Raw genomic sequence first — 22,376 nt, 5'->3', positions numbered from 1 at the left:
GGTATAGGAAGGGCCCCTTATTAACACTCACCGTTAAGAAGGGGCCCTTCCTTCCAGGCGGTCGGCGCGGGCGTGCAGCAGGTCGTGCACCTGCGCTATGTCCCGCGGCGACGTACGCGCGGCCAGCCAGTACATGATCCCGGTCGGGATGAAGAAGAGCTGGAACGCGGCCAGCCCGACCGCGTAGTTCAACGGCGGCGGGAAGGCCGTACGCAGCGCGGCGAACACCACCCCGACCAGCCCGTTGCCGGCCGCCCGCCCGACGCCGTTGACGAGGTTGCCCAGGCTGTAGACGGTGCCCCGGTGCTCGGGCGGGTTGACGTCGGCGATCAGCGCGAACCAGTTCGGCGAGTTCGCCGACGTCAGCGCCAGCGCCACCACGGCGGTGAGCAGGCTCAGCCCCACCGTCGGCTCGGTCAGCACGCTGGACAGCACCGCCGTCACCACCGCGCCCGCCCCGGCACCGTCGGGCACGTCGATGCGGATCGGCACGAAGAACAGGACCAGGTAGAACGGCAGCGCCGCGAGGATGCCGACGGCCGCGACGGTGGCCCGGCCACTGGGCGTACGCCGTTGCAGCGCGTCGCCGACCAGGCCGCCCACGATCGAGAACACCCCGCCGAGCTGGAACAGGGTGGCGAAGACGCTGCCCACCACCACGGCCGTCGCCGGCGAGTAGCCCTGCGCCTCGGCCCGCTGGCTGAACAGCACCGGCAGCCAGACCAGCGAGCCGAACGCGGCCTGGGCGGTCAGCCCCTGCAGGATCAGCCAGCGGTTGGTCCGGCGGGCCAGGATCCGGGGCAGGTCGGCGCGGCTGATCCGGTAGTCGTACTCGTTCCCGGCGTCGATCGCCCCGGCCAGCTCCGGTTCGCTCTGCCCGCGCCGGATGTCGTAGGTGAACAGGTACGCCACCGTGGCGGCCAGACCCACGCCGGTCAGCAGCAGGAACGGCCGCCGCCAGTCGGTCGCCCCGAGCACGCCGCCGAGCAGCGTCCCGGCCAGCGTGCCGACGCCCTGGGACAGCCCCCAGAAGCTCATCACCAGGCCGCGTCGGCGCGGCGAGATCAGGTCGGTGACCACGGAGAAGCCGACCGAGCCCACCGCGCCCAGCCCGACCGCGCCGACGAACTGCGCGGCCAGGAACGTCGCGTACCCCCCGGCGAGCGCGCTGCCGGCGGTGCCGGCGGCCCAGAGCAGCGTGCCGACCATGAGCAGCGGCTTGCGGTTGGTGCGGTCCCCGACGTACGCCCAGCCCACCGCCGCCACCGCGCTGACCAGGAAGCTGACGGCGGTGACCAGGCCGAGCATCCGCTGGGGTACGTCGAGGGCGGTGGAGATCGGCCCGTACAGCGGGGGCACCAGGCCGATCGCCACGTTGTCCAGCGAGGCGAGCACCACGAAGACCACGACGCTGTAGAACCGGTGTGCCGCGTTCCCGCGCCGGGAGACCTTCGTGCCCGTCATGCAGGGCAGCCAATCAGGTGCGGGCCGGTTCCGGGACACCGCCCCCGGCCGACGCGCGTGTTAAGAAGGGGCCCCTCCTCTACCACAGGCGTTAAGAAGGGGCCCTTCCTTACCCCCGGGCGTGGGCGTAGCGCTCGCGGATGGCGGGGACCGCCTCGCCGGTGTACTCGTCGGTGTCGCCGACCGACCAGGTGGGCGGGGTGTCGCCACCCAGCGCGACCCAGGCGGCCTGCCGGGCCGCGCCGTCAGCCACGTACTCGCCGGGCGGCGGCACCACCACCGGGCGGCCGAAGACCTGCGGCGCGATCCGCCGTACCGCGGCGGACCGGGCGCCGCCGCCGACCAGGATGATCCGGTCGGCGCGGGCGCCCTGGGCGAGCAGCGCGTCGAGACCGTCGGCCAGCCCGCAGAGCATCCCCTCGACCGCGGCCCGGGCCAGGTGCGCCGGGGTCGAGGTGCGCAGTGTCAGGCCCTTCAGCTCGCCGGTGGCGTGCGGTCGGTCCGGCGTTCGCTCCCCCTCCAGGTACGGCACCAGGACCAGCCCGTCGGCGCCGGGCGGCGCGGACAGGGCCAGCTCACCGAGCGTGTCGAGGTCGACGCCGAGCAGGGTCGCGGTGGCGTCGAGCACCCGGGCCGCGTTGAGCGTGCACACCAGCGGCAGGAACCGGCCGGTGGCGTCGGCGAACCCGGCCACCGCGCCGCTCGGGTCGGCGGCCGGGTTGTCCGCGACCGCGAAGACGGTGCCGGAGGTGCCGATCGAGACGACCACGTCGCCCGGACCGGCGCCGGCACCGAGCGCCGCGGCGGCGTTGTCCCCGGTGCCCGGCCCGAGGAGGATCCGCCCCGCCGCGCCCGGGTCGCCGTCGAGCCCCGCCGGGTCGAGGTGTCCGGCCGCCTCGGCCGGGCCGAGCACGACCGGCACCGTCACGCGCCGGCCGAAGGCCCGCTCCAGCAGCTCCACCCGGTATTCGCCGGTGCGCGGCGACCAGTAGCCGGTGCCGCTGGCGTCACCCCGGTCGGTGCGCAGCGCGTCCAGGCCGGGCGCGCCGGCGAGCCGCCAGGTGAGCCAGTCGTGCGGCAGGCACACGGCGGCCACCCGGTCGGCGTTGTCCGGCTCGTGCCGGGCCAGCCACCGCAGCTTGGTGGCGGTGAAGCTGGCCACCGGCACCGCGCCGGTCGCGTCGGCCCAGAACCGGCGGCCGGTCTCCCCGCCGCCGGCCTCCTCGACCAGGTCCCGGGCCGCGTCGGCGGACCGGGTGTCGTTCCACAGCAGCGCCGGCCGGACCACCTCACCGGAGGCGTCCAGGCAGACCATGCCGTGCTGCTGGCCGCCGACCGAGACGGCTGCCACGTCGGCCAGGCCGCCGGCCTCGGCCACCGCCGCCCGCAGGGCCTCCCACCAGGCGTACGGGTCGACCTCGGTGCCGGGCGGGTGCGGCGCGCGGCCCTGCCGGACCAGCGCGCCGGTCTCCGCGTCCCGGACCACCACCTTGCAGGACTGGGTCGACGAGTCGACCCCCGCGACGAGCGGCATGGCGGCCCGCCTCAGCGCGCGCCGAGCACGTGCTCGACGGCGAGCTGGTTGAGCCGGACGAAGCCGAAGCCCTTCGCCCCGGCGGCCTCCGGGTCGAACTCCTCGAACGCGGTCCGGTCGGCGAGCAGCTCGCGGTAGCCCTCACCGGGGTTCAGCGTCGGCGTGGCCAGCTCGGCCACGCGGGCGGCGGCGAGCGCCTCGACCACCTCCGGGTCGGCGCGGAACGCCGCGGCCCGCTCCTTGAGCAGCAGGTACGTGCGCATGTTCGCCTCGGCGGAGGCCCACACGCCGGCGATGTCCTCGGTGCGGGACGGCTTGTAGTCGAAGTGGCGCGGGCCGTCGTAGGCCGGGCCGCCGTTCGGGCCGCCGTGCTCCAGCAGGTCGACCAGGGCGAACGCGTTGAGCAGGTCGCCGTGGCCGAAGACCAGGTCCTGGTCGTACTTGATGCCGCGCTGGCCGTTGAGGTCGATGTGGAACAGCTTGCCCTGCCAGAGCGCCTGGGCGATGCCGTGGGCGAAGTTCAGCCCGGCCATCTGCTCGTGCCCGACCTCCGGGTTCAGCCCGACCATCTCCGGGCGGGCCAGGGTGGAGATGAAGCCGAGCGCGTGGCCGACGGTGGGCAGCAGGATGTCGCCCCGGGGCTCGTTCGGCTTCGGCTCCAGCGCGAAGCGCAGGTCGTAGCCGTTGTCGACGACGTACTCGCAGAGCAGGTCGACCGCTTCGCGGTAGCGGTCCAGCGCGGCCTGGACGTCCTTCGCGACGTCGTACTCGGCGCCCTCCCGGCCGCCCCACATGACGAACGTCTTCGCGCCCATCTCGGCGGCCAGGTCGATGTTGCGCAGCACCTTGCGCAGCGCGTACCGCCGCACGTCGCGGTCGTTGCTGGTGAAGCCGCCGTCCTTGAACACCGGGTGGTTGAACAGGTTGGTGGTGACCATCGGCACGACCAGGCCGGTCTCGTCGAGCGCCTTGCGGAAGCGGCTGAGCCGGGCGTCGCGGGTGGCGGCGTCCGCGCCGAACGGGACCAGGTCGTCGTCGTGGAAGGTGATGCCGTACGCGCCCAGCTCGGCGAGCCGGTGCACGGCTTCGACGGCGTCCAGCTCGGGACGGGTCGCGTCGCCGAACGGGTCACGGGCCGGCCAGCCCACCGTCCAGAGGCCGAAGGAGAACTTGTCCGCGGGGGTGGGACGGGGTGCCATGGCAGACCTCCAGTGGTGGTGTCGTCCGCGATTTGTTCAGCGGTTGAATTAAATGGCGGCGATGTGGCAGTGTCAAGAGGTGACAAGCGCCAGCACGGCCGGGGCGGTCCGGCAGGGCAGCCTGCGCGAGTTGAACCTCGCAGTGGTGCTCCGGCGGATCGCCGCCGCCGACCGGCCGCCCTCGCGGGCCGGGATCGCCGCCGACACCGGCCTGACCCGGGCCACCGTCTCCGCCGTGGTCGACGACCTGATCGCCGGCCGGCTGGTCGCCGAGGCGGAGCCGGAGCCGCGTACCGGTGCGGGCCGGCCGGCCCGGGGGCTGGTGCTCGCCTCCGACGGCCCGGCCGGGCTCGGCCTGGAGGTGAACGTCGACTACCTGGCGGCCTGCGTCGTCGACCTGACCGGCACGGTCCGGCACCACCTGGTCCGCCGCGCCGACCTGCGCCCGGTCTCCCCCGCCGACGCGCTCGCCCGGCTCGCCGCGCTGGCCGCCGAGGCGCGCGCCGCCGCCGTACGCGACGGACTGACCCTGGCCGGCGCGGCGCTCGCCGTGCCCGGCCTGGTCGGCGACGGCGGCCTGGTCCGGCTCGCGCCGAACCTCGGCTGGCGGGACGTGGACGTGCCGGCGCTGCTGGCCGGGCATTCGCTGGCCGAGCCGGTCGACGGGGTGCCACCGCTCGTGGTCGACAACGAGGCCAACCTGGCGGCGCTCGGCGAGCTGTACGCGCGACCGGCCGGCCCCCGCAGCTTCCTGCACATCACCGGCGAGATCGGCATCGGCGCCGGAATCGTGCTGGACGGCTCGCTCTACCGGGGCGCGCGCGGCTGGAGCGGAGAGATCGGTCACTTCCCGGTCCAGCCGCAGGGGCGGCCGTGCCGCTGCGGCGGCCAGGGCTGTCTGGAGCGGTACGCGGGCCAGGAGGCGATCCTGGCCGCCGCCGGGCTGCCCGGCGCGGAACTGCCCGCCGACACCGCCGCCACCCGGCTCGCCGACCTGGCCGACGCCGGTGACCCGGCCACGCTGACCGCCCTGGCCGACGCCGGCGCCGCCCTCGGGGTCGCCGTGGCGGGCGTGGTGAACCTGCTGGACCTGGACACGGTGGTGCTCGGCGGCGGATACGCCCCGCTCGCCCCCTGGCTGCGGCCGCCTGTGGTGGCGGAGATCTCCCGGCGGGTGCTGACCGCCGCCTGGGCACCGGTCGAGGTGCGCCCGGCCGTGCTCGGGGCGCAGTCCGCAGCGGTCGGCGGAGCCGGCTCGGTGGTCCGCCGGATCGTCGACCGGCCGGTGGGCTGGCTGGCCCGCAGCGCCTGATCCGGCCGTTCCTGGACGGGCATTACGTGCCCGCGCTCGGTACGCTTGCCGCCAGGCAACCTGTCCGCCGAGCGAGGAGTGCACCGACAGCATGCGCAGGGGTCGACTGACCGAAGCGCCCGGCCACCTGAGGTGACAGCCGCGCGCCGGGGCGGTGTCGCGGGGCCGGTCAGCGGCGGGGGGCACGCCTGGAGGAAGCGACCCCGGCGGGTGGCCGGGGCCGCGCTCCCGGCTGACGACCGGCTCGCCCAGGAGCTGCTGGACGGGCTCGCCGAAGCGGTCGTGACAGTCGACCCGGCCGGCGTGGTGGCCCTGGTCAACGCGATGGCCACCGACCTGCTCCCGGAGCTGACCCCCGGCGTCGACCTGGCCGGGTGCCAGGTGCCGGCGCTGGCCGAGGCGGCGCGCACCGGATCGGACACGTTCGAGACCGAGCACCACGGCCGGCGGTTGCGCGGGCTGCGGCGCCCGCTGGCCGCCGGGCGCGGCGCCTGGTACGTCCGAGACGTCACGGAGGAGCACGCACGCACCGACGCGCTGCTCGCCGAACGCTCCCGGACCGCTTTCCTCGCCCGGGCCGGCAGCCGGCTCGGGCTGTCCCTGCACCGGGACCAGACGCTGCGCGCCGCGGTCACGCTGCCGGTGCCCTACCTGGCCGACGTCGCCGTGGTGGTGCACCGCCCGGCCCCGCCCGCCGAGGACGCGCCGCACTGGATCCGGTACGCCACCGGCGACTCCGGCCCGGTCACCGGCGTGACCGGCTGGCGCACCGTGGAGTCCGTCCCCGGGCTGGTCGAGGCGCTCGACGGCGACCGCACCGAGCCCAGTCCCTGGCTCGACGCCGAACTGGCCGACCTGGCCGAGGTGCTGCCCACCGGCTTCGGCCGGCCGGGCACCGTGCTGATCAGCCCGATGCCCAGCGCCGGCGGCCCGGCCGGCGCGCTGGTGCTGGCCCGCCGCCCCGAACGGCCCGGCTTCGACCAGCGGGAGATCGCACTGGCCCGGGAGTTCGCCGGGCGGGCCGGCGCCGCGCTGGCCGCGGCCGAGCTGTACGGCGAGCAGGCCCACCTGGCGCGCGTGCTGCAGAACAGCCTGCTCCCGCCGGAACTGCCGCGCCTGCCCGGGATGACGCTCGCCGGCGGTTACCGCGCCGCCGGGGACAGCCTGCGCATCGGCGGGGACTTCTACGACGTGTTCCCCACCGCCGAGGGCGGTCTCCTCGCGCTCGGCGACGTCTGCGGCAAGGGCGTCGGCGCGGCAGTGCTGACCGGCCGGGTACGCCAGTCGCTGCAGACGCTGCGCCTCGTCGAGCAGCGTCCCCGGGAACTGCTGGAGCTGCTCAACCGGGCGCTGCTGGACGCGCCGGACGCCGCCCGCCGGGCCCAGTTCACGACGCTCCTGCTCGGCGCGGTCCGCCGCGAGCCCGGCGGCGGGCTGCGGGTCCGGGTGGCCGGCGGCGGGCACCCCGCCCCGCTCGTCGCCCGCGCCGGCGGCGGGATCGAGACCGTCCGGGTGGGCGGCATGCCGGTGGGCGCGCTCACCGACGCGCGGTTCGTCGACGCCGAGGTACGGCTGGCGCCGGGCGACCTGCTGCTGGCGTACACCGACGGGGTGACCGAGGCCCGGGGCGGCCCGACCGAGCTGGCCATGTTCGGCGAGGACCGGTTGCGCCAGGCGGTCGCCTCCGGTGCCGGGCTCCCGCCGGCCGCGCTCGTGGAGCGGGTGCTCCAGCTCGTCGACGAGTGGCTGGACGGGCAGCCGCACGACGACATCGCCATGCTGGCGCTGGCCGCCGGGTGAGCCCGGAGCGCCGGATCGGGCCGGAGACGCTCGCCGCGTATCTCGATCACCTGGACCGGGCCGACCGGGCCGGCGCGATCGCGCTGGCGCAGGAACTGCTCGCCGACGGCGTGCCGGTCGCGGACATCCTGGTGGACCTCGTCGCGGTGGCGCAGCAGGAGATCGGCCGCCGCTGGCTCACCGGTTCCTGGAGCGTGGCCCAGGAGCACGCCGCCACCCATGTCAGCGAACTCGTGGTCGGCGCGGTGGGCGCGACGATCGGCGCACCGCGACGTGGGCACGTGGTGATGGCCTGCGTCGAGGGCGAGTGGCACGCGCTGGCCGCCCGGATCGTCGCCGAGGTGGTCCGGGCGGCCGGCTGGCGGGTGACGTTCCTGGGCGCCAGCGTGCCGGCCCGGCACCTGGTCTCCTACCTGCACCAGACCGGCCCGGACGCGGTACTGCTGAGCTGCGTGCAGCCGAACCGGCTGGTCCGGGCGGCGCGGATGGTGGAGGCGAGCCGCGCGGCCGGGGTGCCGGTACTGGCGGGCGGCCCCGGCTTCGGGCCGGAGGGCCGGTGGGCCGCCACGATCGGCGCGGCGGCCTGGGGCGCCAGCGCCCGGGACGCCGTCGCGCTGCTGGACCGGCCGCTGTCCGCGGGCACGCACATCGGCGCGCCACCACCGCCGCCCGACGACTCGTACGTCGCCCTGCTGCACCGGCGGCGGGAGCTGGTCCGGCTCGCGCTGACCGCGGTGGACCCTCCCGAGGAGACCGCCGAGGACGCCGCCACCGGCATCGCGCACCTGGTGGACGCGCTGATCGCGGCCGTGCGGGTGGACGACGACCGGCTGCTGCGGGACTTCGTCGAGTGGCAGGCGGAGGCGCTGACGTCCCGGGGCGGGCGGGCGCTGCTGGACGAGGTGCTCGGCACGCTGGAGCGGGCGCTGACCGAGCATCCCCGGGTGGTGGCCCGGCTGCGGGCCGTCCGCGGGTGAAGTCAGGCGGTACGGGCCACCGGCGGCTCGCCGGACGGGCGGGCCGGGTCACCGATCCGCTCCCCGGAGGGCTGCAGCACCGGCCAGCCCTCGGCCGCTGTCGCCTCCCCGCGCCGGCCGACCACGTCGAACTCGCGCATGCCCTGCAGCAGTGCCACCCGGCCCTCCGAGCTCATTCCGTCCAGGATCCGCTCCAGCCGGCGCCGCCGGTCGGTGCGCAGTTCGGCGAGGAGCCGCAGGGCCTCCGGAGTGAGGTGCAGGGAGATCTCCCGCCGGTCGTAGCGGCCCGGCTCGCGTTCCAGCATGCCGGCCGCGACCAGCCGGTCGCAGAGCCGGCTGGCGGAGGAGAGCAGCATGTCGGTGAGGGTGGCGAGCCGGCGGAGGTTGATGCCGTCATACTGCTCGACGACCATGATCGCGCGTAACTGGGCACTGGACAGCCGGCTGGTGGTGCGCTCCCGGGCCGCCTCCCAGACGGCGAGCAAGGTGCCTGCCGCCTCGTCCAGGGCGGCGGACATACTCGTGTCAGGTCCCTGGGGACCAGGCTCTTCGGTCATGGTGGGCCCGAGACTACCCCCCGGATCTGCCCGGCGACCTGTGCAAAGGAGCAAAGATGAGCGGAGCGGAGGGCCGCGCGCGCCGGGTCCTGACCGAGGCGCCGACGGATCTCATCGTGGACCGGCTCGCCGCCGAGCTGGCGCGCACGTACGGAATCACCCGCACCGAGCTCTACCAGGTCGACTACCGGCTCGCCGAGCTGCTGCCGCTGGGTGACGGCGAGGCGCTCGCCCGCCCCGGTCACCCGGCCTGGCGCGCCTTCGACCATCAGGAGCCGGTGATCGCCGACGAGGTGGGCTGGTTCCCGGTGGGCATGCGCGGCGAGCGCCGGGGCGTCCTCCGGGTCTCTCCGGTACCGGCCGACCCGGACGCGCGCCGCGAGCTGGACACCATCGCCACGGTGCTCGGGCACGAGCTGAGCGCGGTCATGGCGACCACCGACATCTACCGGACCGCCCGGCGCAGCCGGCGCCTCACGCTGGCCGCCGAGATGCAGTGGGAGCTGCTGCCCGGGCGCAGCCGGATCCGGCCGTCGTTCAGCCTGGCCGGGCAGCTGGAACCGGCGTACGCGGTGCGCGGGGACAGCTTCGACTGGTCCGACGACGGCCACCGGCTCTGGCTGGCGGTGCTGAACGGCTTCGGTGAGGGGGTGGCCGCGGCGCTGCTCGCCTCGCTGGCCACGTACGCGCTGCGCAACGCGCGCCGGGCCGGGCTCCCCCTGGCCGATCAGGCCGCGCTGGCCGACCAGGCGATCTACGCGCAGCACCGGGGCCAGCAGCATGTCTCGGTGCTGCTCGTCGAACTGGACCTGGCCACCGGCACGCTGGCCGTGGTCGACGCCGGTTCGCCCCGTCTGCTGCGGCTGCGGGCCGGCGAGGTCAGCGAGCAGGCGCTGGACGAGCAGTTCCCGCTCGGCATGTTCGAGGGCACCGACTACCGGGAGCAGACGTTCCAGTTGGAGCGCGGTGACCGGCTCTTCGTGGTCAGCGACGGCGTCATCGACGCCACCACCGAGCAGGGGCGCTACGGCGAGGCGGCGCTGGACCGGTTCCTGCGCCGGACCGGGCCGATGGAGCCGCTGGACGCGGTCCGGTCGCTGATCGGCGACCTGCGGGCCTTCGTCGCCGGCGATCTGGTGGACGACGCGGTGGTGGTGTGCCTGGACTGGCTGGGCCCGCAGCCCTGACCCGGCCCGCTCAGTACGCGCCGCGGCTGTTGATCACGGCGCCGAACGTCTTCCAGAGGATGGTCAGGTCGGCGGCCAGCGACCAGTTCTCCACGTAGTAGAGGTCGAGCCGGATGCCGTCCTCCCAGCTCAGGTCGGACCGGCCGCTGACCTGCCAGAGGCCGGTCATGCCGGGCTTGACCAGGAGGCGTCGCGCCACGTCGCCGTCGTAGCGAGCCACCTCGGACGGCAGCGGCGGGCGCGGGCCGACCAGGCTCATCTGGCCGAGCAGCACGTTGACGAGCTGGGGCAGCTCGTCCAGCGACCACTTGCGCAGCAGCCGGCCCACCCGGGTCACCCGCGGGTCGTCGCGCATCTTGAACATCAGGCCGTCGGTCTCGTTGCGCGCGGCCAGCTCGGCGAGCAGGGCGTCGGCGTTGACCACCATGGTGCGGAACTTGAAGACGCCGAACTCCTCGCCGCCCTGACCGACCCGGGTCTGCCGGAACAGCACCGGACCCCGGCTGTCGATCTTGATGGCGAGCGCGATCACGATCAGCAGCGGCGCCAGCACGAGCAGCGCGATCAGCGAGATCGACCGGTCCACGAAGCCCTTGACCAGCTTGCGGGCGCCACGGAACTCGGGCGCCTCGACGTGGATCAGCGGCAGGCCGGCGACCGGGCGGGTGTGGATGCGAGGGCCGGCGACGTCGGTCAGCGCCGGCGCCACCACCAGGTCGACCCCGGTGCCCTCCAGCTGCCAGCCCAGGCGGCGAAGCCGGGTCGCGGTCAGCTCACCGGAGGCGGTGACCGCCACCGTGTCGGCGCCGATCGCGGTGGCCGCCTCCGGGATGCCCCGGAAGGAGCCGACCACCGGCACGTCACCCAGCCGCTGCGGCACCGGGGCGAGCAGCGCGTCCGGAATGCACGCGCCGACCACCTGGTAGCCCGCGTACGGCTCCCGGCGCAGCGTGTGCACCAGCTCCAGCACGTGTGCCGTGTCGCCCACCACGAGCACCTTGCGCGACCAGCCGGCGCCCCGGTCGCGGGCCCGGTGCAGCCGCTTGCGGGCCGCGAACCGCGCCACCTCCAGGCCGACGGTGCCGACGGCGAAGGAGATGGCCAGGAAGCCCCGGGAGACGCCGACGTCGGCGATGTACCCGGCGATCGCGATACCGCCGGCCAGCCGCATGCTCGCCGCGCTGACCCGGCGGTACTCGTCCGCGCCGTACCCGAGCACCTGGTCGTCGTAGCACCGCATCGCCTTGAGCGAGACGAGCCAGACCAGCAGCAGCGCCGGGGCTACCACGACGTACGGGATCTCGGACCCGGTCGGCTCCTCGTCGCCGAACCGGGCCAGGTAACCGACCAGGATGGCCACCGCCAGCACGGTGGTGTCCAGCACCACCAGGACCCGGATGTAGGCCCGCTCCGCGGCTCGTGTCGTCTTGCCCGGGCGTTCACCACCGGGTCGCGACGACGTGGCAGGGGTCAACAGCGTCGCCGAGGTCACCGGCCCTCCCCACTTCGCTCAGGACCGCCCCGTCCCCGCCCGGCTCCGGTGTGGAGCCCGCGGTCGAGGCACCCGGTCATCATGCCTGGACAATTATGGTTACCGATTGATTCGGACGCATTACCGTCAGTTCTCATCCCGCGTCTTGACCCGGGAAGCCTTCCGCCGTACCGGATTTGCCGGTACGGCGGAAGACTAGCGCTGAGCTTCAGGTCAGCGCGGGGCGGGCGGCCGGAGCGCGATCGCCCGGAGGAAGATCTCGCCGATCTTGCTGGGGTCGGTGGTGACGAACGCGCCGCCGCCGGTGACCTTGGTGATCGACTCCAGCTCGGCCCGGTTCACCTCGGTGCCGATGCCGATGATGACCACCTGGACCGGCTGCTCGTCGTCCTTCAGCTTCTTCAGCTGGTCCAGCAGCTCCTTCTGCGAGATGCCGTTGTCGTCCTCGTTCTTGCCGTCGGTGAACAGCACGATCGAGTTGACCTTGCCCGGCTCCCAGTCCTGCTGCACCTTCTTGTACGCCGCGAGCATGGTGTCGTACAGGCCGGTGTCGCCGCTGGAGGGCTTGATCGAGGCGAGGCCGCGCTGCAGCGCCCCCCGGTTGCTCGACAACGGCTTTATTCCGACCAGCTCGCTCCAGTCCTGCGAGCCCTGAAGGTTCGTGGAGAACGTCCACAGGCCGATCGACCAGGAGTCGTCGAAGAGCCCGAGGCCCTGGCTCGCGGCCGCCACCGTGACCTGCTCCCGGCTGGCGCCGTTCGCCGTCGCGACCGGCTTCTTCATCGAGCCGGAGACGTCGATGACGCAGAGCATCCGGCCCGACTGCGTGGCCACCGACCAGGTGGTGGTCGCCGTCGAGATGGCGCCCGGGTCGAGGTCGGCCGCGCCGCCCTGACCGGACGGCGGCACCTGGCTCGCGCCGCCGTTCGCCGGGCTCGGCGCGCCCGTCGGGGCCTGGAAGCCGCGCCCCCAGTTGCCGTCCGGCGCGCGCAGCGCCTGCGCGGCCAGCCGGTCCTTGAAGTCCGGCGTACGCAGCACCTCGAAGAGCACCCGGGCGGCGGACGCCTTGGCCGGCTCGATGCCGGGCAGCACCGCGAACGGGTAGTCGAGCGGGATCGGCACCGGCTCCAGGTAGAGCGCGGCCAGCCGGATCGGCGGCTTCGTGCTGTTGTAGGCGATCACGTCCTCCTCGGACAGCGCCGCCGCGCCCAGCCCGTTGGCGATCGCCGTCGGGTCCGACGAGCGCGGGAACCGCGCGAGGAGGTCCTGCCGCAGCGAGGAGCGGTTCGTGGCGAGGGCCCGCAGCGCCCCGACCATCGCCTCCTGCGCCTTCGGCGAGCCGGAATCGCCGGTGGAGCTGGCGGCGGCGGTGAGCGACAGCAGCCCGGACAGGCCGGCCGCGTCCTGGGTCGGCTCGACGATCCCGGCCCGCAGCGGCTTACTCGCGGTGACCTGGGTCAGCAGGTCGGACCAGCGGAGCTTCTTGTCCGGCCACCCTATGCGCGAGGCCACCGGCTCGGGCAGCGCCACCACCACCGGGCTGCGCGCGATCGAGGCGCCGTTCGTCGGCGCGAAGGCGCTGGCTCCGCCGCTCTTGAGCCGGACCAGCCAGGTCGAGGAGTCCGGCACCCAGACGTCCGGGGTGACAGCGGTGCCGCTGGCCTGCCCGACTCCGGCGAGCGTGGCGCCGTGCTTGCTGGCCACCGCGGCGGCCACCTCGACCGACTCCGAGGAGGAGACGTTGACGGCGATGCAGGTGCCGCCCACCGCGGCGCCGTCGGCGACCCACTGGTCGGCGGCGCCGCGCACCGCGGGGGCGATCTCCGGGGCGGTCGCCACCGACAGCTCGATCCGGCCCGAACAGTTCGGGCCGGCCAGCTGCTGGTAGCCGAACCAGGAGCCGCCCACGACGGCGACCAGGGCTACCGCCACAGCGGCGGCGCCTGCTCCACGGAGGTTGGAACGCATGCGATGGCGGCCAGACACGGTGACCATCTTGCGTACCTCGTGGGGTTACCACCACAACCGTTCGGACGAAAGTTACGCAGCAGAAACAGTTGATCACCTAACTCATACGCTAAGTTACTGGTCAGTCATTTCAGAGTGATGAAGTCCACTGCGGACGGTCGTTTCGGTGACCGTCCGCTCACGGCAGGAAGCAGGTCGGGCTCGCCACCGGCACCGGCTCCCCCATCACCTCGGGCACGCCGCTGACCGGATCGACCCGGAAGATCCTGATCATGTCGGCCCGCTCGTCGGCGACGTACAGGTGCTCACCGGCGAACGCGAAGTGCCGGGGCCACTCACCGCCGGTGTCGACCTCGGCCACCAGCTCCGGCGCTTCGCCGTCGAGCGCGAAGACCGCCACCGTGCCGACGCCCCGGTTGCCCACGTAGAGGAAACGCCCACCCGGTCCCACGCTCACCTCGGACGGCTGGACATGCCCGGCCCGCCCGCTGGCGTCGACGCGCGCCCGCTCCCGCGGCCCGTCCGACGTCAGGTCGTACGCGGTGACAGTGGCGTCCAGCTCGCCGACCAGCCACGCGCGCCGCCCGTCCGGGTGCCGGGCCAGATGGCGGGGCCCGGTGCCGGGCGGAGTGCTCACCCGGGGCTCCCGGGGCGTCAGCCGGCCGGAGCCGGCGTCGACGTCGTACCGGTAGACCGAGTCGGTGCCCAGATCGACGGCGAGCAGCGCCCCGCCGGCCGGATCCGGCGACACCATGTGGCAGTGCGCGTGCTCCTGCCGGTCGGTGTCCGGGCCGTGCCCCTCGTGCCGGACCAGGTCGGCGCGCTCCCCCGGCACGCCCTCGGCGTCCAGGCCGAACACCGCCACGCTGCCGCCGCCGTAGTTCGCCACGAACAGGTGCCGCCCGTCCGGGGCCACCGCCACGTGACAGGGCTCGGCCCCGCCGGACGGGCGCTCGCCCAGCGGCGTGAGGTCGCCGTCCGGCGCCACCCGGAACGCGCCGACCCGGCCGTCCGGCAGCTCGTTGCACGCGTACAGCACCGGCAGCGCCGGATGCCGGACCAGGAACGACGGCGACGGGGTGACCGCCACGACACCCAGCGGCGTCAGCCCGCCGGTCGCCCGGTCCCGCCGGGCCGCGACGACGCCCTCACCCCGCCCGCCCGTCTCCGCCGTGTAGCCGCCGATGTGGACGATCTCGTCCTGCCCGGTCACCGCTCCCACCTTCCGTCGGTCCTGTCTCCGCCAGATCCAACCAGAGGCTTCCCGGTCAGGCGTCCGATCAGTCCCGCGACGGCCGACGAGATTCGCCGCGGGCGGCTCAGCCCACCGGCACCGGCTCGCCGCGCTGCCGCGCCACGTGCTCGACCAGCGAGATCAGCACCAGCTTGCCGGACTGCCGGTCCCGGGCGTCGCAGAGCACGAGCGGGACGTCCGGGTCCAGGTCGAGGGCGTCGCGCACCGCCTCCAGGCCGAACCGCCGGGAGCCCTCGAAGCAGTTGACGCCCACCACGAACGGGATGCCCCGCTGCTCGAAGTAGTCGATGGAGGGAAAGCAGTCGGCCAGCCGCCGGGTGTCGGCGAGCACCACCGCGCCGAGCGCGCCGAACGCCAGCTCGTCCCAGAGGAACCAGAACCGGTCCTGACCCGGGGTGCCGAACAGGTAGACCTGCAGGTCGTCGTTGATGGTGATCCGGCCGAAGTCCATCGCCACCGTGGTGGTCGCCTTCTGCTCCACCCCGGAGACGTCGTCGGTGTCGAGCCCGGCGCCGGTGAGGACCTCCTCGGTCTGCAACGGCCGGACCTCGCTCAACGCGCTGACCAGCGTCGTCTTGCCGGCGCCGAAGCCACCGGCGATGAGGATCTTCAGAGCCAGCGGCACCTGGGGCGCCCCCGGCTCCCGGTCATAACGCACGGAGTCCACTGACCACCGCCTTGAGGATGTTGTCGTCGGGCAGATACGCGGTGGCCGGTGGCCGGTGCACCGCGACGAAGCCATGGGCGAGGAGGTCGCCGAGCAGCACCCGCACCACGCCCACGGCGAGGTCCAGGTCGGCGGCGAGGTCGGCCACGGCCTTCGGCCGGCGGGCCAGTTCGATCAGCCGGCGATGCTCCGGCTGGAGGCCGGGCGTGCCGGCCGGCTCGGCGTCCGGCGTGGCGAGCACGAAAGCCAGCAGGTCGAAGCCGTCCACCGGCGGGCGCACCCGGCCCCCGGTGAGCGTGTACGGGCGCACCACCGGACCGGCGTCGGCGTCCAGCCACTCGTGCTGCGGCCCCGGCGAGTCAGCGCGCATCGGCCGGCCCCCCGCCGCTGCGGGCCGGCGCGGCCAGGTTCTCCCCGACCCGGATCACCAGCATCGCCATCTCGTACGCCACCAGGCCGATGTCGGCGTCGGCGTCGCTCGCCACCGCCAGGCAGGCGCCCTGTCCGGCGGCGGTCACGAAGAGATAGGCCGACTCCATCTCCACCACGGTCTGGCGGACCGCGCCGCCGCCCAGGTGCCGGGTGGCGCCCTTGGCCAGGCCGGAGAAGCCGGACGCCAGCGCGCACAGGTGCTCCGCTTCGCTGCGGTCCTGGTCGCCGGAGGCGCCGAGCAGGAGCCCGTCCGCCGAGAGCACCACCGCCCGGCGTGCGGCGGGCACCCGCTCCACCAGGTCGTCGAGCAGCCAGTCGAGATCGGCGTTCTGCCGCGTCGTGTACACCACTAGGCGTCCCTCTCAGTCGCGGTTCGGTCCTCCGCCACCGGCAGGGCGGGCTCCACGGCCGGCCCCGACGTGGCGGACGGCGTACCGGTGTCAGGCTTTTCGGTGGTGGCCGGATCGGCGTCACCGGCCGGGTCGGTGGCGCGGGCGCCGTCCCGGCGACCCCGCGCGGTGCCCGCCTGCAACGCCGACATGGCCCGGCGTGCCTCCTCCGGCGTGCGGTACGCCGGGGCGTCCACGACCGCCGCGCGTGGACGCGCGGACGCGCCGCGCCGCCGGATCCGGCGTGGCAGGCCGTCGCCGTCGGTGGGAGGCTCCACGGTCGAGGCGCGCGCGGACTGCAACGGGACCACGGTGCTCTCCGACCGGTCCCGTCCCGGCCGGTTCGGGCGCCCCGGACGCGGCACCGTCGTCAACCGGGTCACCTTGGCCAGGCGCCGCCGCTCCGGCCCGGCGGGGCCGTCCGTGCCCACCGGCGGCTCGTCGGTGATCAGATCCGACGGTACGAACACCGCGGCGACGATCCCGGCCGGACGGGCCGGCCGCAGCTCCACCCGCACGCCGTGCCGTGCGGCCAGGCGCGCCACCACGAACAGCCCCAGCCGGGCGCTGCCGGCCGGGTCGAACTCGGGCGGCTCGGCCAGCTTGCGGTTGGCGGCGGCCAGGGCCGGCGCGGACATGCCCAGCCCCCGGTCGGTGATCTCGATGGTGTAGCCGCCCGGCACGGTCCGGCCGGTGACGTCCACCCGGGTACCCGGCGGGGAGTACGCGGTGGCGTTCTCGATCAGCTCGGCGAGCAGGTGGATCACGTCGCCGACGGCCCGGCCGAGCACCCCGGCCGACGCCACCTCACCCACGTCGACCCGGTCGTACGCCTCGACCTCGGAGATCGCGCCGCGCATCACGTCGACCGCGGCGACCGGCCGGCGCCAGCCCCGCCCGGGCGCGGCGCCGGCGAGGATGACCAGGTCCTCGGCGTGCCGCCGGAGCCGGGTCGCCAGGTGGTCGACCTGGAACAGTCCGGCCAGCTCGTCCGGGTCCTCGGTACGCCGTTCCAGCCGGTCCAGCAGCGCCAACTGCCGGTGCACCAGGCCCTGGCTGCGCCGGGCGAGGTTGAGGATCACCTCGTTGAACCCCCGGCGCAGGGTGACCTCGTCGATCGCGGCGCGCACCGCGGTACGCCGCACCTCGTTGAACGCGCGCGCCACCTGGCCGATCTCGTCGCCGCCGTGGTCCAGTTCGGGCGCCTCCCGGGCGACGTCGACCTCCTCGCCGCGGCGCAGCCGGGCGACCACGTCGGGCAGCCGCTGCTCGGCGACCTCGGTCGCGGCGGTGCGTACGCCGGTCAGCCGCCGGGCCAGCGACCGGCCGACCCGCAGCGCCACCAGCACGCAGACGACGATCGCGACGAGACCCAGCACACCGGCGGCGGCGAGCTGGACGAGGATCCGGGTGGCCATCGGCACCGACCGCTCGGCCAGGGCGTCCGCGCCGCGCAGCTCGAAGTCGCGCAGGCTCTGCCACACCTCGGCGTGGCCGGCCTCCCAGCCGGCCATGTCGAACCGGGCCGGCAACGCGGACGAGCGGATCAGGGTGTCCTGGAGCGCGCGCAGCTTGACGAACCCTGCGCCCTCGGTCAACCGCTGGTACGAGGTCCGTTCCTCGGACGGCAGCTCGGCGACCGCCGTCTCCGCCAGGAAACGCTGGTTCTCCAGGGTCCGGACCAGCTGCTCGTGCTCGCCGTCGGCGTACCGGCCCGCGATGACCGCGCCGGCCAGCAGCGCGTCGGCCTGGCCGAGCAGCTCGCGGGAGCGGCCCAGCGCGGTGAGCGCCGTCGCCTCCCGGTTGAGCTGGGCGTCGGGCAGCGCTGCCATCGCGCCGAACGCCTGGAACGCCGAACCGATCATCCCGCTGTAGAGGCCGACGGCGCCGGACCGGTCCACCTTCCGGTCGTCGATGAAGGCGCGTCCGGCGGGCAGCGCGTCCAGTGCCGAGACCAGCTGGTCGAGGCGGCCGTCGAGCTGCTCGTCGGCGACGTCGCGCAGGGCCTTGCCGTCGACCTTGCGGCGCAGCTCGACGATCGCGTCGTCGGTGCGTACGCGCTGTTCCGCCAGGGCCGGCAGGGCGCTGCGGCCGGCGAGCTGGACCACCGACAGCCGTCGCTCCCGTTGCAGCTCCGCCACCACGCGCTCGCCGGGACGGCCGAGGTCGTAGAGAAGAGTACGGGCGGAGAGCAGATCGAGCGCGGGCCCGAAGGTGAGCGTGGTGGCGAAGATCCACAACGCCAGCAGCCCGGTCACCGGGCCGATGACCAGCGCGGTCAGCTTGGCGCGGATCGGCCAGTCACGGGTGTTCAATCAGACCTCGCCCGGGAAGGTGTCGCTCGGTGGCGCCGGCAGCGGCCGTCACGTTCGCCGGCCACGACGCCGGGCCCCGGCCCGGACGCCTTGGGCAGGATACGTAATCCGGGGCGGATGCACTACCGGCCGTCTCGGCTCTCACTACGGTCCGAGACGGGCACGGCGGGCGCAGTCGGACACCGGACCGGCACCGGACGGCGGTCGCGACACCGCTCCTTATTTCCCGACCGGGGCGGAAAGTGCCGCGCAACGGGATTGGCGATCACCCGCATGAGGGAATACCAGCGGGCGAAGGAGGAGCCATGTCGTCCACCCAGGTAATCGTCATAGTCATCGTCGTCCTCGTCATCGCCGCGCTCGCCGCGTTCGCCGTGGTCGCCAGCCGCCGCCGGGCGCTGCGGGAGCGTTTCGGCCCGGAGTACGACCGGGTCGTCGCCGAGCAGGACAGCCGCGGCGCGGCCGAACGCGAGCTGCGTGAGCGCGAGCGCCGGCACGCCGAACTGGAGCTGACCCCGCTGAGCCCGGAGTCCCGGGCCCGCTACGCCGCCGCCTGGGAAGAGCTGCAGGTGCGCTTCGTCGACTCGCCCGCTGAGACCGTCGGCGAGGCGGACGAGCTGGTCAGCCGCCTGATCGCCGAGCGCGGATACCCCACCGGGGACTTCTCGGACCAGATCGCCCACCTCTCCGTCGAGCACGCCCGCACGCTCACCCACTACCGCGACGCCCACGAGATCCGGCAGCGCAACGAGCGCGGTGAGGCCGGCACCGAGGACCTCCGGCAGGCGCTCGTGCACTACCGGGCCCTCTTCGCCGACCTGCTCGGTGAGGACCCGGTGCCCACGTCGACGCCGCAGCCGGAGCAGCGGGAGCAGCCGGAGCAGCGCCACCCCGACCACGACCACGACGTCACGAGCCGCTGAGGAGGCCGCCGCCATGCGCCAGGAAGAGCAGCAGGTCACGCAGGACCACCCCGAGGCCGTCCGGTCCGCGCCGGTACCGGTGCCACAGCCGGGCGACCACGCCGGCCCCGGCCGGCACGACGCCGACCGGGCCGACGTGCCCGAGGACGCGCTCGACGACCGGGGCACCTTCGACGACCCGGCCGTCGCCGACGACCGGCGCGAACTCGGCGCCGACGACCGGCGCCACGACGGAATCGACGACCGGGGCGACGAGGTCGACGAGACCCGCGCATACGACGCCGGTGAACTGAGCGACGCGGCCGACCGTACCGACGACGGGCGCGACGACGACGGGCGTCCGCCGTTCCACGAGCCAGCGCCGCTGCCGACGGCGTTCGGCGCGGCCACGGTGGGCGACGCGGTCGCCGCGTCGGCGCTGGCGAGCGGCCGTCCGCAGGACGAGCGCGACGCCCGCGACGAGGACACGGCCGTGCCGGGCGACGGCGCGCCGGGCCGGACCGACCCGCTGGACGACGAGCGGGCCGATCCGACGGCCGGGGACCGACTGCACGACCGCGACCGCTGGGACGCCGAGCACGCCGACGGCGACGCGGCGGTCGACGGCGACGCGCGGGCCAACGGTGTCGTCCGGGACGACGCGGCGGCCGACGGCGCGGTCGGGTACGGCAGCGCCGAGCCGGGCCTGGTCGACCCCGACGCCGAGCCGGTCCCCGCGGCCGACGAGGACGCCGACCGGCGCCACGACCACGTCGACGCGGGCGCGGGCGCGGCAGCGGCCGGCACGGCCCTGGGCGGGGCGGACCGGCCCACGCCGGGCGCGGTACCGGCCGACGCCGCGACGCTGTTCGCGCCGGAGGCGGCGCAGGGCTTCCGGGACCGCTGGCGCGACGTGCAGCTGCGCTTCGTGGACGACCCGCGCGCCGCGGTCGGCGAGGCGGAGTCGCTCGTCGAGGAGGCGATCGAGGCGCTCTCCACCGCCCTGCGCGAGCAGCGCACCCGGCTCGGCGCGTGGCAGGAGTCCGGCTCCACCGACACCGAGCAGCTCCGGGTGGCCGTGCGCGGCTACCGCGACTTCCTGGACCGCGTACTGGGGCGCTGAGGCCCGCCGCAGGACCCCACCGAGCCCCGGCCGGCGACCCGGCCGGGGCTCCGTCGCGCCCGGACCGGCCAGCAGGCATGAAACTTCGCAAACGGGGTACGTGCGGGCAGCGGTGCACACGAGGGGAGCACGGGCATGGGCGGCGGCGGCCTGCGTCTGGACATGAACGCGGTGGACTACCTGATCCTCGCGCTCTATTTCGTCACTGTGCTCGGCGTCGGTTTCGCCGCCCGGCGCGCGATCCGCACCAGCGTGGACTTCTTCCTCTCCGGCCGATCGCTGCCCGCCTGGGTCACCGGCCTGGCGTTCGTCTCGGCGAACCTGGGCGCGCTGGAGATCATCGGCATGGCCGCCAACGGCGCCCAGTACGGCATCATGACCGTGCACTACTACTGGATCGGCGCCGTACCGGCGATGGTCTTCCTCGGCATCGTGATGATGCCGTTCTACTACGGCTCCAAGGTCCGCAGCGTCCCCGAGTATCTGCGGCTGCGCTTCAACCGCCCCACCCACCTGCTCAACGCGATCAGCTTCGCGGTAGCCCAGGTGCTGATCGCGGGCGTGAACCTCTACGCGCTGGCCCTGATCATGCAGGCGCTGCTCGGCTGGCCGCTCTGGTTCGCGATCATCGTCGGCGCGGTGATCGTGCTGGCGTACATCACCGTCGGCGGGCTCTCCGGCGCGATCTACAACGAGGTGCTCCAGTTCTTCGTGATCATCGCCGGCCTGGTGCCGATCACGGTCATCGGCCTGGTCAAGGTCGGCGGCGTCAGCGGCCTGATGGACGCGGTCCGCGACTCCAGGCTCGGCGAGGCCGGCCTGCACGCCTGGGAGGGCACCGGCAGCACCGGCAACCCGCTCGGCGCGCACTGGCTGGGCATCGTGTTCGGCCTCGGCTTCGTGCTCTCCTTCGGCTACTGGACCACGAACTTCGCCGAGGTGCAGCGCGCGCTGTCCGCGCGGAACATGAGCGCCGCCCGGCGTACGCCGATCATCGCCGCGTACCCGAAGCTGCTCATCCCCGCGGTCACCGTGATCCCCGGCCTGATCGCCCTGGTCACCGTCAAAGGTCTGGGCGCCGACGACGGCGACCTGGTCTACAACAACGCGATCCCGCTGCTCATGCGCGACCTGCTGCCCAACGGCGTGCTCGGGATCGCGGTCACCGGCCTGGTGGCCTCGTTCATGGCCGGCATGGCGGCCAACGTCAGCGGGTTCAACACCGTCTTCACGTACGACATCTGGCAGGCGTACTTCCGGCGCAACGAGTCGGACGAGCACTACGTGAAGGTGGGCCGGCTCGCCACAGTCGGCGCGGTGGTGATCGGCATCGGCACCGCGTTCATCGCGGCCGGGTTCAGCAACATCATGAACTACATCCAGGCGCTCTTCTCGGTGTTCAACGCCCCGCTCTTCGGCACCTTCATCATCGGCATGTTCTGGCGGCGGATGACGCCGCTGGCCGGGTTCTGGTCGCTGCTGTCCGGCACTGTCGTGGCCACCGCCACGTACCTGCTCTACAAGGGCGGCGTGATCAGCTTCAACTCGGACCTGGAGGAGAGCTTCTGGGGCGCGGGCCTGGCCTTCGCCACCGTCGCGGTGGTGGCCGCGATCGTCACGCCGCTGACCCGGCCGAAGACCGACGACCAGCTGACCGGGCTGGTGTACGGCCTCAGCGACACCGCGCTCGCCGACGACTCGCTGGCCGGCGACGCCGCCTGGTACCGCTCCCCGGTGCTGCTCGGCGTCGTCGCCGTGATCCTCGCCGCCCTGTTCTACATCCCGGTCTTCTAGAGGAGGGGA

The 22,376-nt window shown here is 74.3% G+C and carries 18 protein-coding genes; 7 read left to right on the top strand and 11 right to left on the bottom strand.

Features of this window, described 5'->3' with window-relative positions; all coding sequences use genetic code 11:
- Positions 1–33 precede the first annotated feature (33 nt).
- The 3 genes from KBX43_RS13525 to xylA form a co-directional block, all read right to left on the bottom strand.
- Complete coding sequence (locus KBX43_RS13525; protein ID WP_043328800.1) at positions 34–1,464, bottom strand: MFS transporter; 1,431 nt, start codon at positions 1,462–1,464, stop codon at positions 34–36.
- 109 nt (positions 1,465–1,573) lie between these two features.
- Positions 1,574–2,998: a xylulokinase gene (gene xylB, locus KBX43_RS13520; RefSeq protein ID WP_210884634.1), complete on the bottom strand. Its 1,425-nt coding sequence runs from the start codon at positions 2,996–2,998 to the stop codon at positions 1,574–1,576.
- Between the two features lie 11 nt (positions 2,999–3,009).
- On the bottom strand, positions 3,010–4,197 hold the full coding sequence (gene xylA, locus KBX43_RS13515; RefSeq protein ID WP_043328799.1) for a xylose isomerase: 1,188 nt from the start codon (positions 4,195–4,197) through the stop codon (positions 3,010–3,012).
- 52 nt (positions 4,198–4,249) lie between these two features.
- On the opposite strand from xylA, the gene KBX43_RS13510 reads away from it, so the two are divergent.
- The 3 genes from KBX43_RS13510 (at position 4,250) to KBX43_RS13500 (ending at position 8,286) form a co-directional block, all read left to right on the top strand.
- Positions 4,250–5,509: an ROK family protein gene (locus KBX43_RS13510; protein WP_140946172.1), complete on the top strand. Its 1,260-nt coding sequence runs from the start codon at positions 4,250–4,252 to the stop codon at positions 5,507–5,509.
- A 210-nt stretch (positions 5,510–5,719) separates the two neighbouring features.
- A complete protein-coding gene (locus KBX43_RS13505) occupies positions 5,720–7,309 on the top strand; it encodes a PP2C family protein-serine/threonine phosphatase (protein WP_233514812.1) in 1,590 nt (529 codons plus the stop codon).
- Entirely contained in the window at positions 7,306–8,286 is a 981-nt protein-coding gene (locus KBX43_RS13500) for a B12-binding domain-containing protein (protein WP_166457029.1), read from the top strand. Before KBX43_RS13505 ends, KBX43_RS13500 begins: the two co-directional genes overlap by 4 nt.
- A 2-nt stretch (positions 8,287–8,288) precedes the next feature.
- Here the strand turns inward: KBX43_RS13500 and KBX43_RS13495 are convergent, their stop codons facing one another.
- The gene (locus KBX43_RS13495; protein WP_140946171.1) at positions 8,289–8,804 is read right to left on the bottom strand and encodes a MarR family winged helix-turn-helix transcriptional regulator; all 516 of its coding nucleotides are present in this window, start codon (positions 8,802–8,804) and stop codon (positions 8,289–8,291) included.
- A 95-nt stretch (positions 8,805–8,899) separates the two neighbouring features.
- Here KBX43_RS13495 and KBX43_RS13490 point away from each other — a divergent pair, with 95 nt between their 5' ends.
- Positions 8,900–10,030 (top strand): PP2C family protein-serine/threonine phosphatase, encoded by a 1,131-nt coding sequence (locus tag KBX43_RS13490; protein ID WP_209963001.1) that lies wholly within the window; start codon positions 8,900–8,902, stop codon positions 10,028–10,030.
- Between the two features lie 10 nt (positions 10,031–10,040).
- On the opposite strand, the gene KBX43_RS13485 is transcribed toward KBX43_RS13490, so the two are convergent.
- The 7 genes from KBX43_RS13485 to KBX43_RS13455 form a co-directional block, all read right to left on the bottom strand.
- Positions 10,041–11,522 (bottom strand): sugar transferase, encoded by a 1,482-nt coding sequence (locus KBX43_RS13485; protein ID WP_043328795.1) that lies wholly within the window; start codon positions 11,520–11,522, stop codon positions 10,041–10,043.
- Positions 11,523–11,735: 213 nt separating this feature from the next.
- Positions 11,736–13,490, bottom strand: coding sequence for a substrate-binding domain-containing protein (locus tag KBX43_RS13480; protein ID WP_051611375.1), 1,755 nt, complete (start codon positions 13,488–13,490; stop codon positions 11,736–11,738).
- Positions 13,491–13,668: 178 nt separating this feature from the next.
- Positions 13,669–14,703 (bottom strand): lactonase family protein, encoded by a 1,035-nt coding sequence (locus KBX43_RS13475; protein ID WP_210884631.1) that lies wholly within the window; start codon positions 14,701–14,703, stop codon positions 13,669–13,671.
- 106 nt (positions 14,704–14,809) lie between these two features.
- Positions 14,810–15,412 carry an ATP/GTP-binding protein gene (locus KBX43_RS13470; RefSeq protein WP_043328792.1) on the bottom strand — a complete coding sequence of 201 codons (603 nt, stop codon included), beginning with the start codon at positions 15,410–15,412 and terminating at the stop codon, positions 14,810–14,812.
- Positions 15,393–15,782, bottom strand: a complete 390-nt coding sequence (locus KBX43_RS13465) for a DUF742 domain-containing protein (protein WP_030502282.1) — start codon at positions 15,780–15,782, stop codon at positions 15,393–15,395. The genes KBX43_RS13470 and KBX43_RS13465 overlap by 20 nt, the downstream gene beginning before the upstream one ends.
- Positions 15,772–16,194, bottom strand: a complete 423-nt coding sequence (locus KBX43_RS13460) for a roadblock/LC7 domain-containing protein (protein ID WP_043328791.1) — start codon at positions 16,192–16,194, stop codon at positions 15,772–15,774. Before KBX43_RS13460 ends, KBX43_RS13465 begins: the two co-directional genes overlap by 11 nt.
- Complete coding sequence (locus KBX43_RS13455; protein ID WP_064447789.1) at positions 16,194–18,548, bottom strand: nitrate- and nitrite sensing domain-containing protein; 2,355 nt, start codon at positions 18,546–18,548, stop codon at positions 16,194–16,196. Before KBX43_RS13455 ends, KBX43_RS13460 begins: the two co-directional genes overlap by 1 nt.
- 305 nt (positions 18,549–18,853) lie before the next feature.
- Here KBX43_RS13455 and KBX43_RS13450 point away from each other — a divergent pair, with 305 nt between their 5' ends.
- The 3 genes from KBX43_RS13450 to KBX43_RS13440 all read left to right on the top strand — a co-directional run bounded on the left by KBX43_RS13450 (position 18,854) and on the right by KBX43_RS13440 (position 22,367).
- Positions 18,854–19,471 (top strand): hypothetical protein, encoded by a 618-nt coding sequence (locus tag KBX43_RS13450; RefSeq protein WP_043328790.1) that lies wholly within the window; start codon positions 18,854–18,856, stop codon positions 19,469–19,471.
- Positions 19,472–19,484: 13 nt separating this feature from the next.
- The gene (locus tag KBX43_RS32220) at positions 19,485–20,573 is read left to right on the top strand and encodes a hypothetical protein (protein ID WP_210884629.1); all 1,089 of its coding nucleotides are present in this window, start codon (positions 19,485–19,487) and stop codon (positions 20,571–20,573) included.
- A 135-nt stretch (positions 20,574–20,708) separates the two neighbouring features.
- On the top strand, positions 20,709–22,367 hold the full coding sequence (locus KBX43_RS13440; protein WP_064447792.1) for a sodium:solute symporter family protein: 1,659 nt from the start codon (positions 20,709–20,711) through the stop codon (positions 22,365–22,367).
- The last annotated feature ends 9 nt before the right edge of the window (positions 22,368–22,376 follow it).

It is taken from the genome of Micromonospora sp. C41, assembly GCF_018070485.1.
GTDB classification, from domain to species: Bacteria; Actinomycetota; Actinomycetes; order Mycobacteriales; family Micromonosporaceae; genus Micromonospora; species Micromonospora chalcea.
The sequence above is the reverse complement of the archived record's forward strand: the minus strand, read 5'-3'. Positions and strand labels throughout refer to the sequence as shown.

Bases quoted from the DNA above. Each gene is read 5' to 3' on its own strand.
- KBX43_RS13525 (WP_043328800.1), bottom strand. From the start codon at position 1,464: ATGACGGGCACGAAGGTCTCCCGGCGCGGGAACGCGGCACACCGGTTC.
- xylB (WP_210884634.1), bottom strand. From the start codon at position 2,998: ATGCCGCTCGTCGCGGGGGTCGACTCGTCGACCCAGTCCTGCAAGGTG.
- xylA (WP_043328799.1), bottom strand. From the start codon at position 4,197: ATGGCACCCCGTCCCACCCCCGCGGACAAGTTCTCCTTCGGCCTCTGG.
- KBX43_RS13510 (WP_140946172.1), top strand. From the start codon at position 4,250: ATGGCGGCGATGTGGCAGTGTCAAGAGGTGACAAGCGCCAGCACGGCC.
- KBX43_RS13495 (WP_140946171.1), bottom strand. From the start codon at position 8,804: ATGTCCGCCGCCCTGGACGAGGCGGCAGGCACCTTGCTCGCCGTCTGG.
- KBX43_RS13490 (WP_209963001.1), top strand. From the start codon at position 8,900: ATGAGCGGAGCGGAGGGCCGCGCGCGCCGGGTCCTGACCGAGGCGCCG.
- KBX43_RS13480 (WP_051611375.1), bottom strand. From the start codon at position 13,490: ATGCGTTCCAACCTCCGTGGAGCAGGCGCCGCCGCTGTGGCGGTAGCC.
- KBX43_RS13465 (WP_030502282.1), bottom strand. From the start codon at position 15,782: ATGCGCGCTGACTCGCCGGGGCCGCAGCACGAGTGGCTGGACGCCGAC.
- KBX43_RS13450 (WP_043328790.1), top strand. From the start codon at position 18,854: ATGTCGTCCACCCAGGTAATCGTCATAGTCATCGTCGTCCTCGTCATC.
- KBX43_RS32220 (WP_210884629.1), top strand. From the start codon at position 19,485: ATGCGCCAGGAAGAGCAGCAGGTCACGCAGGACCACCCCGAGGCCGTC.
- KBX43_RS13440 (WP_064447792.1), top strand. From the start codon at position 20,709: ATGGGCGGCGGCGGCCTGCGTCTGGACATGAACGCGGTGGACTACCTG.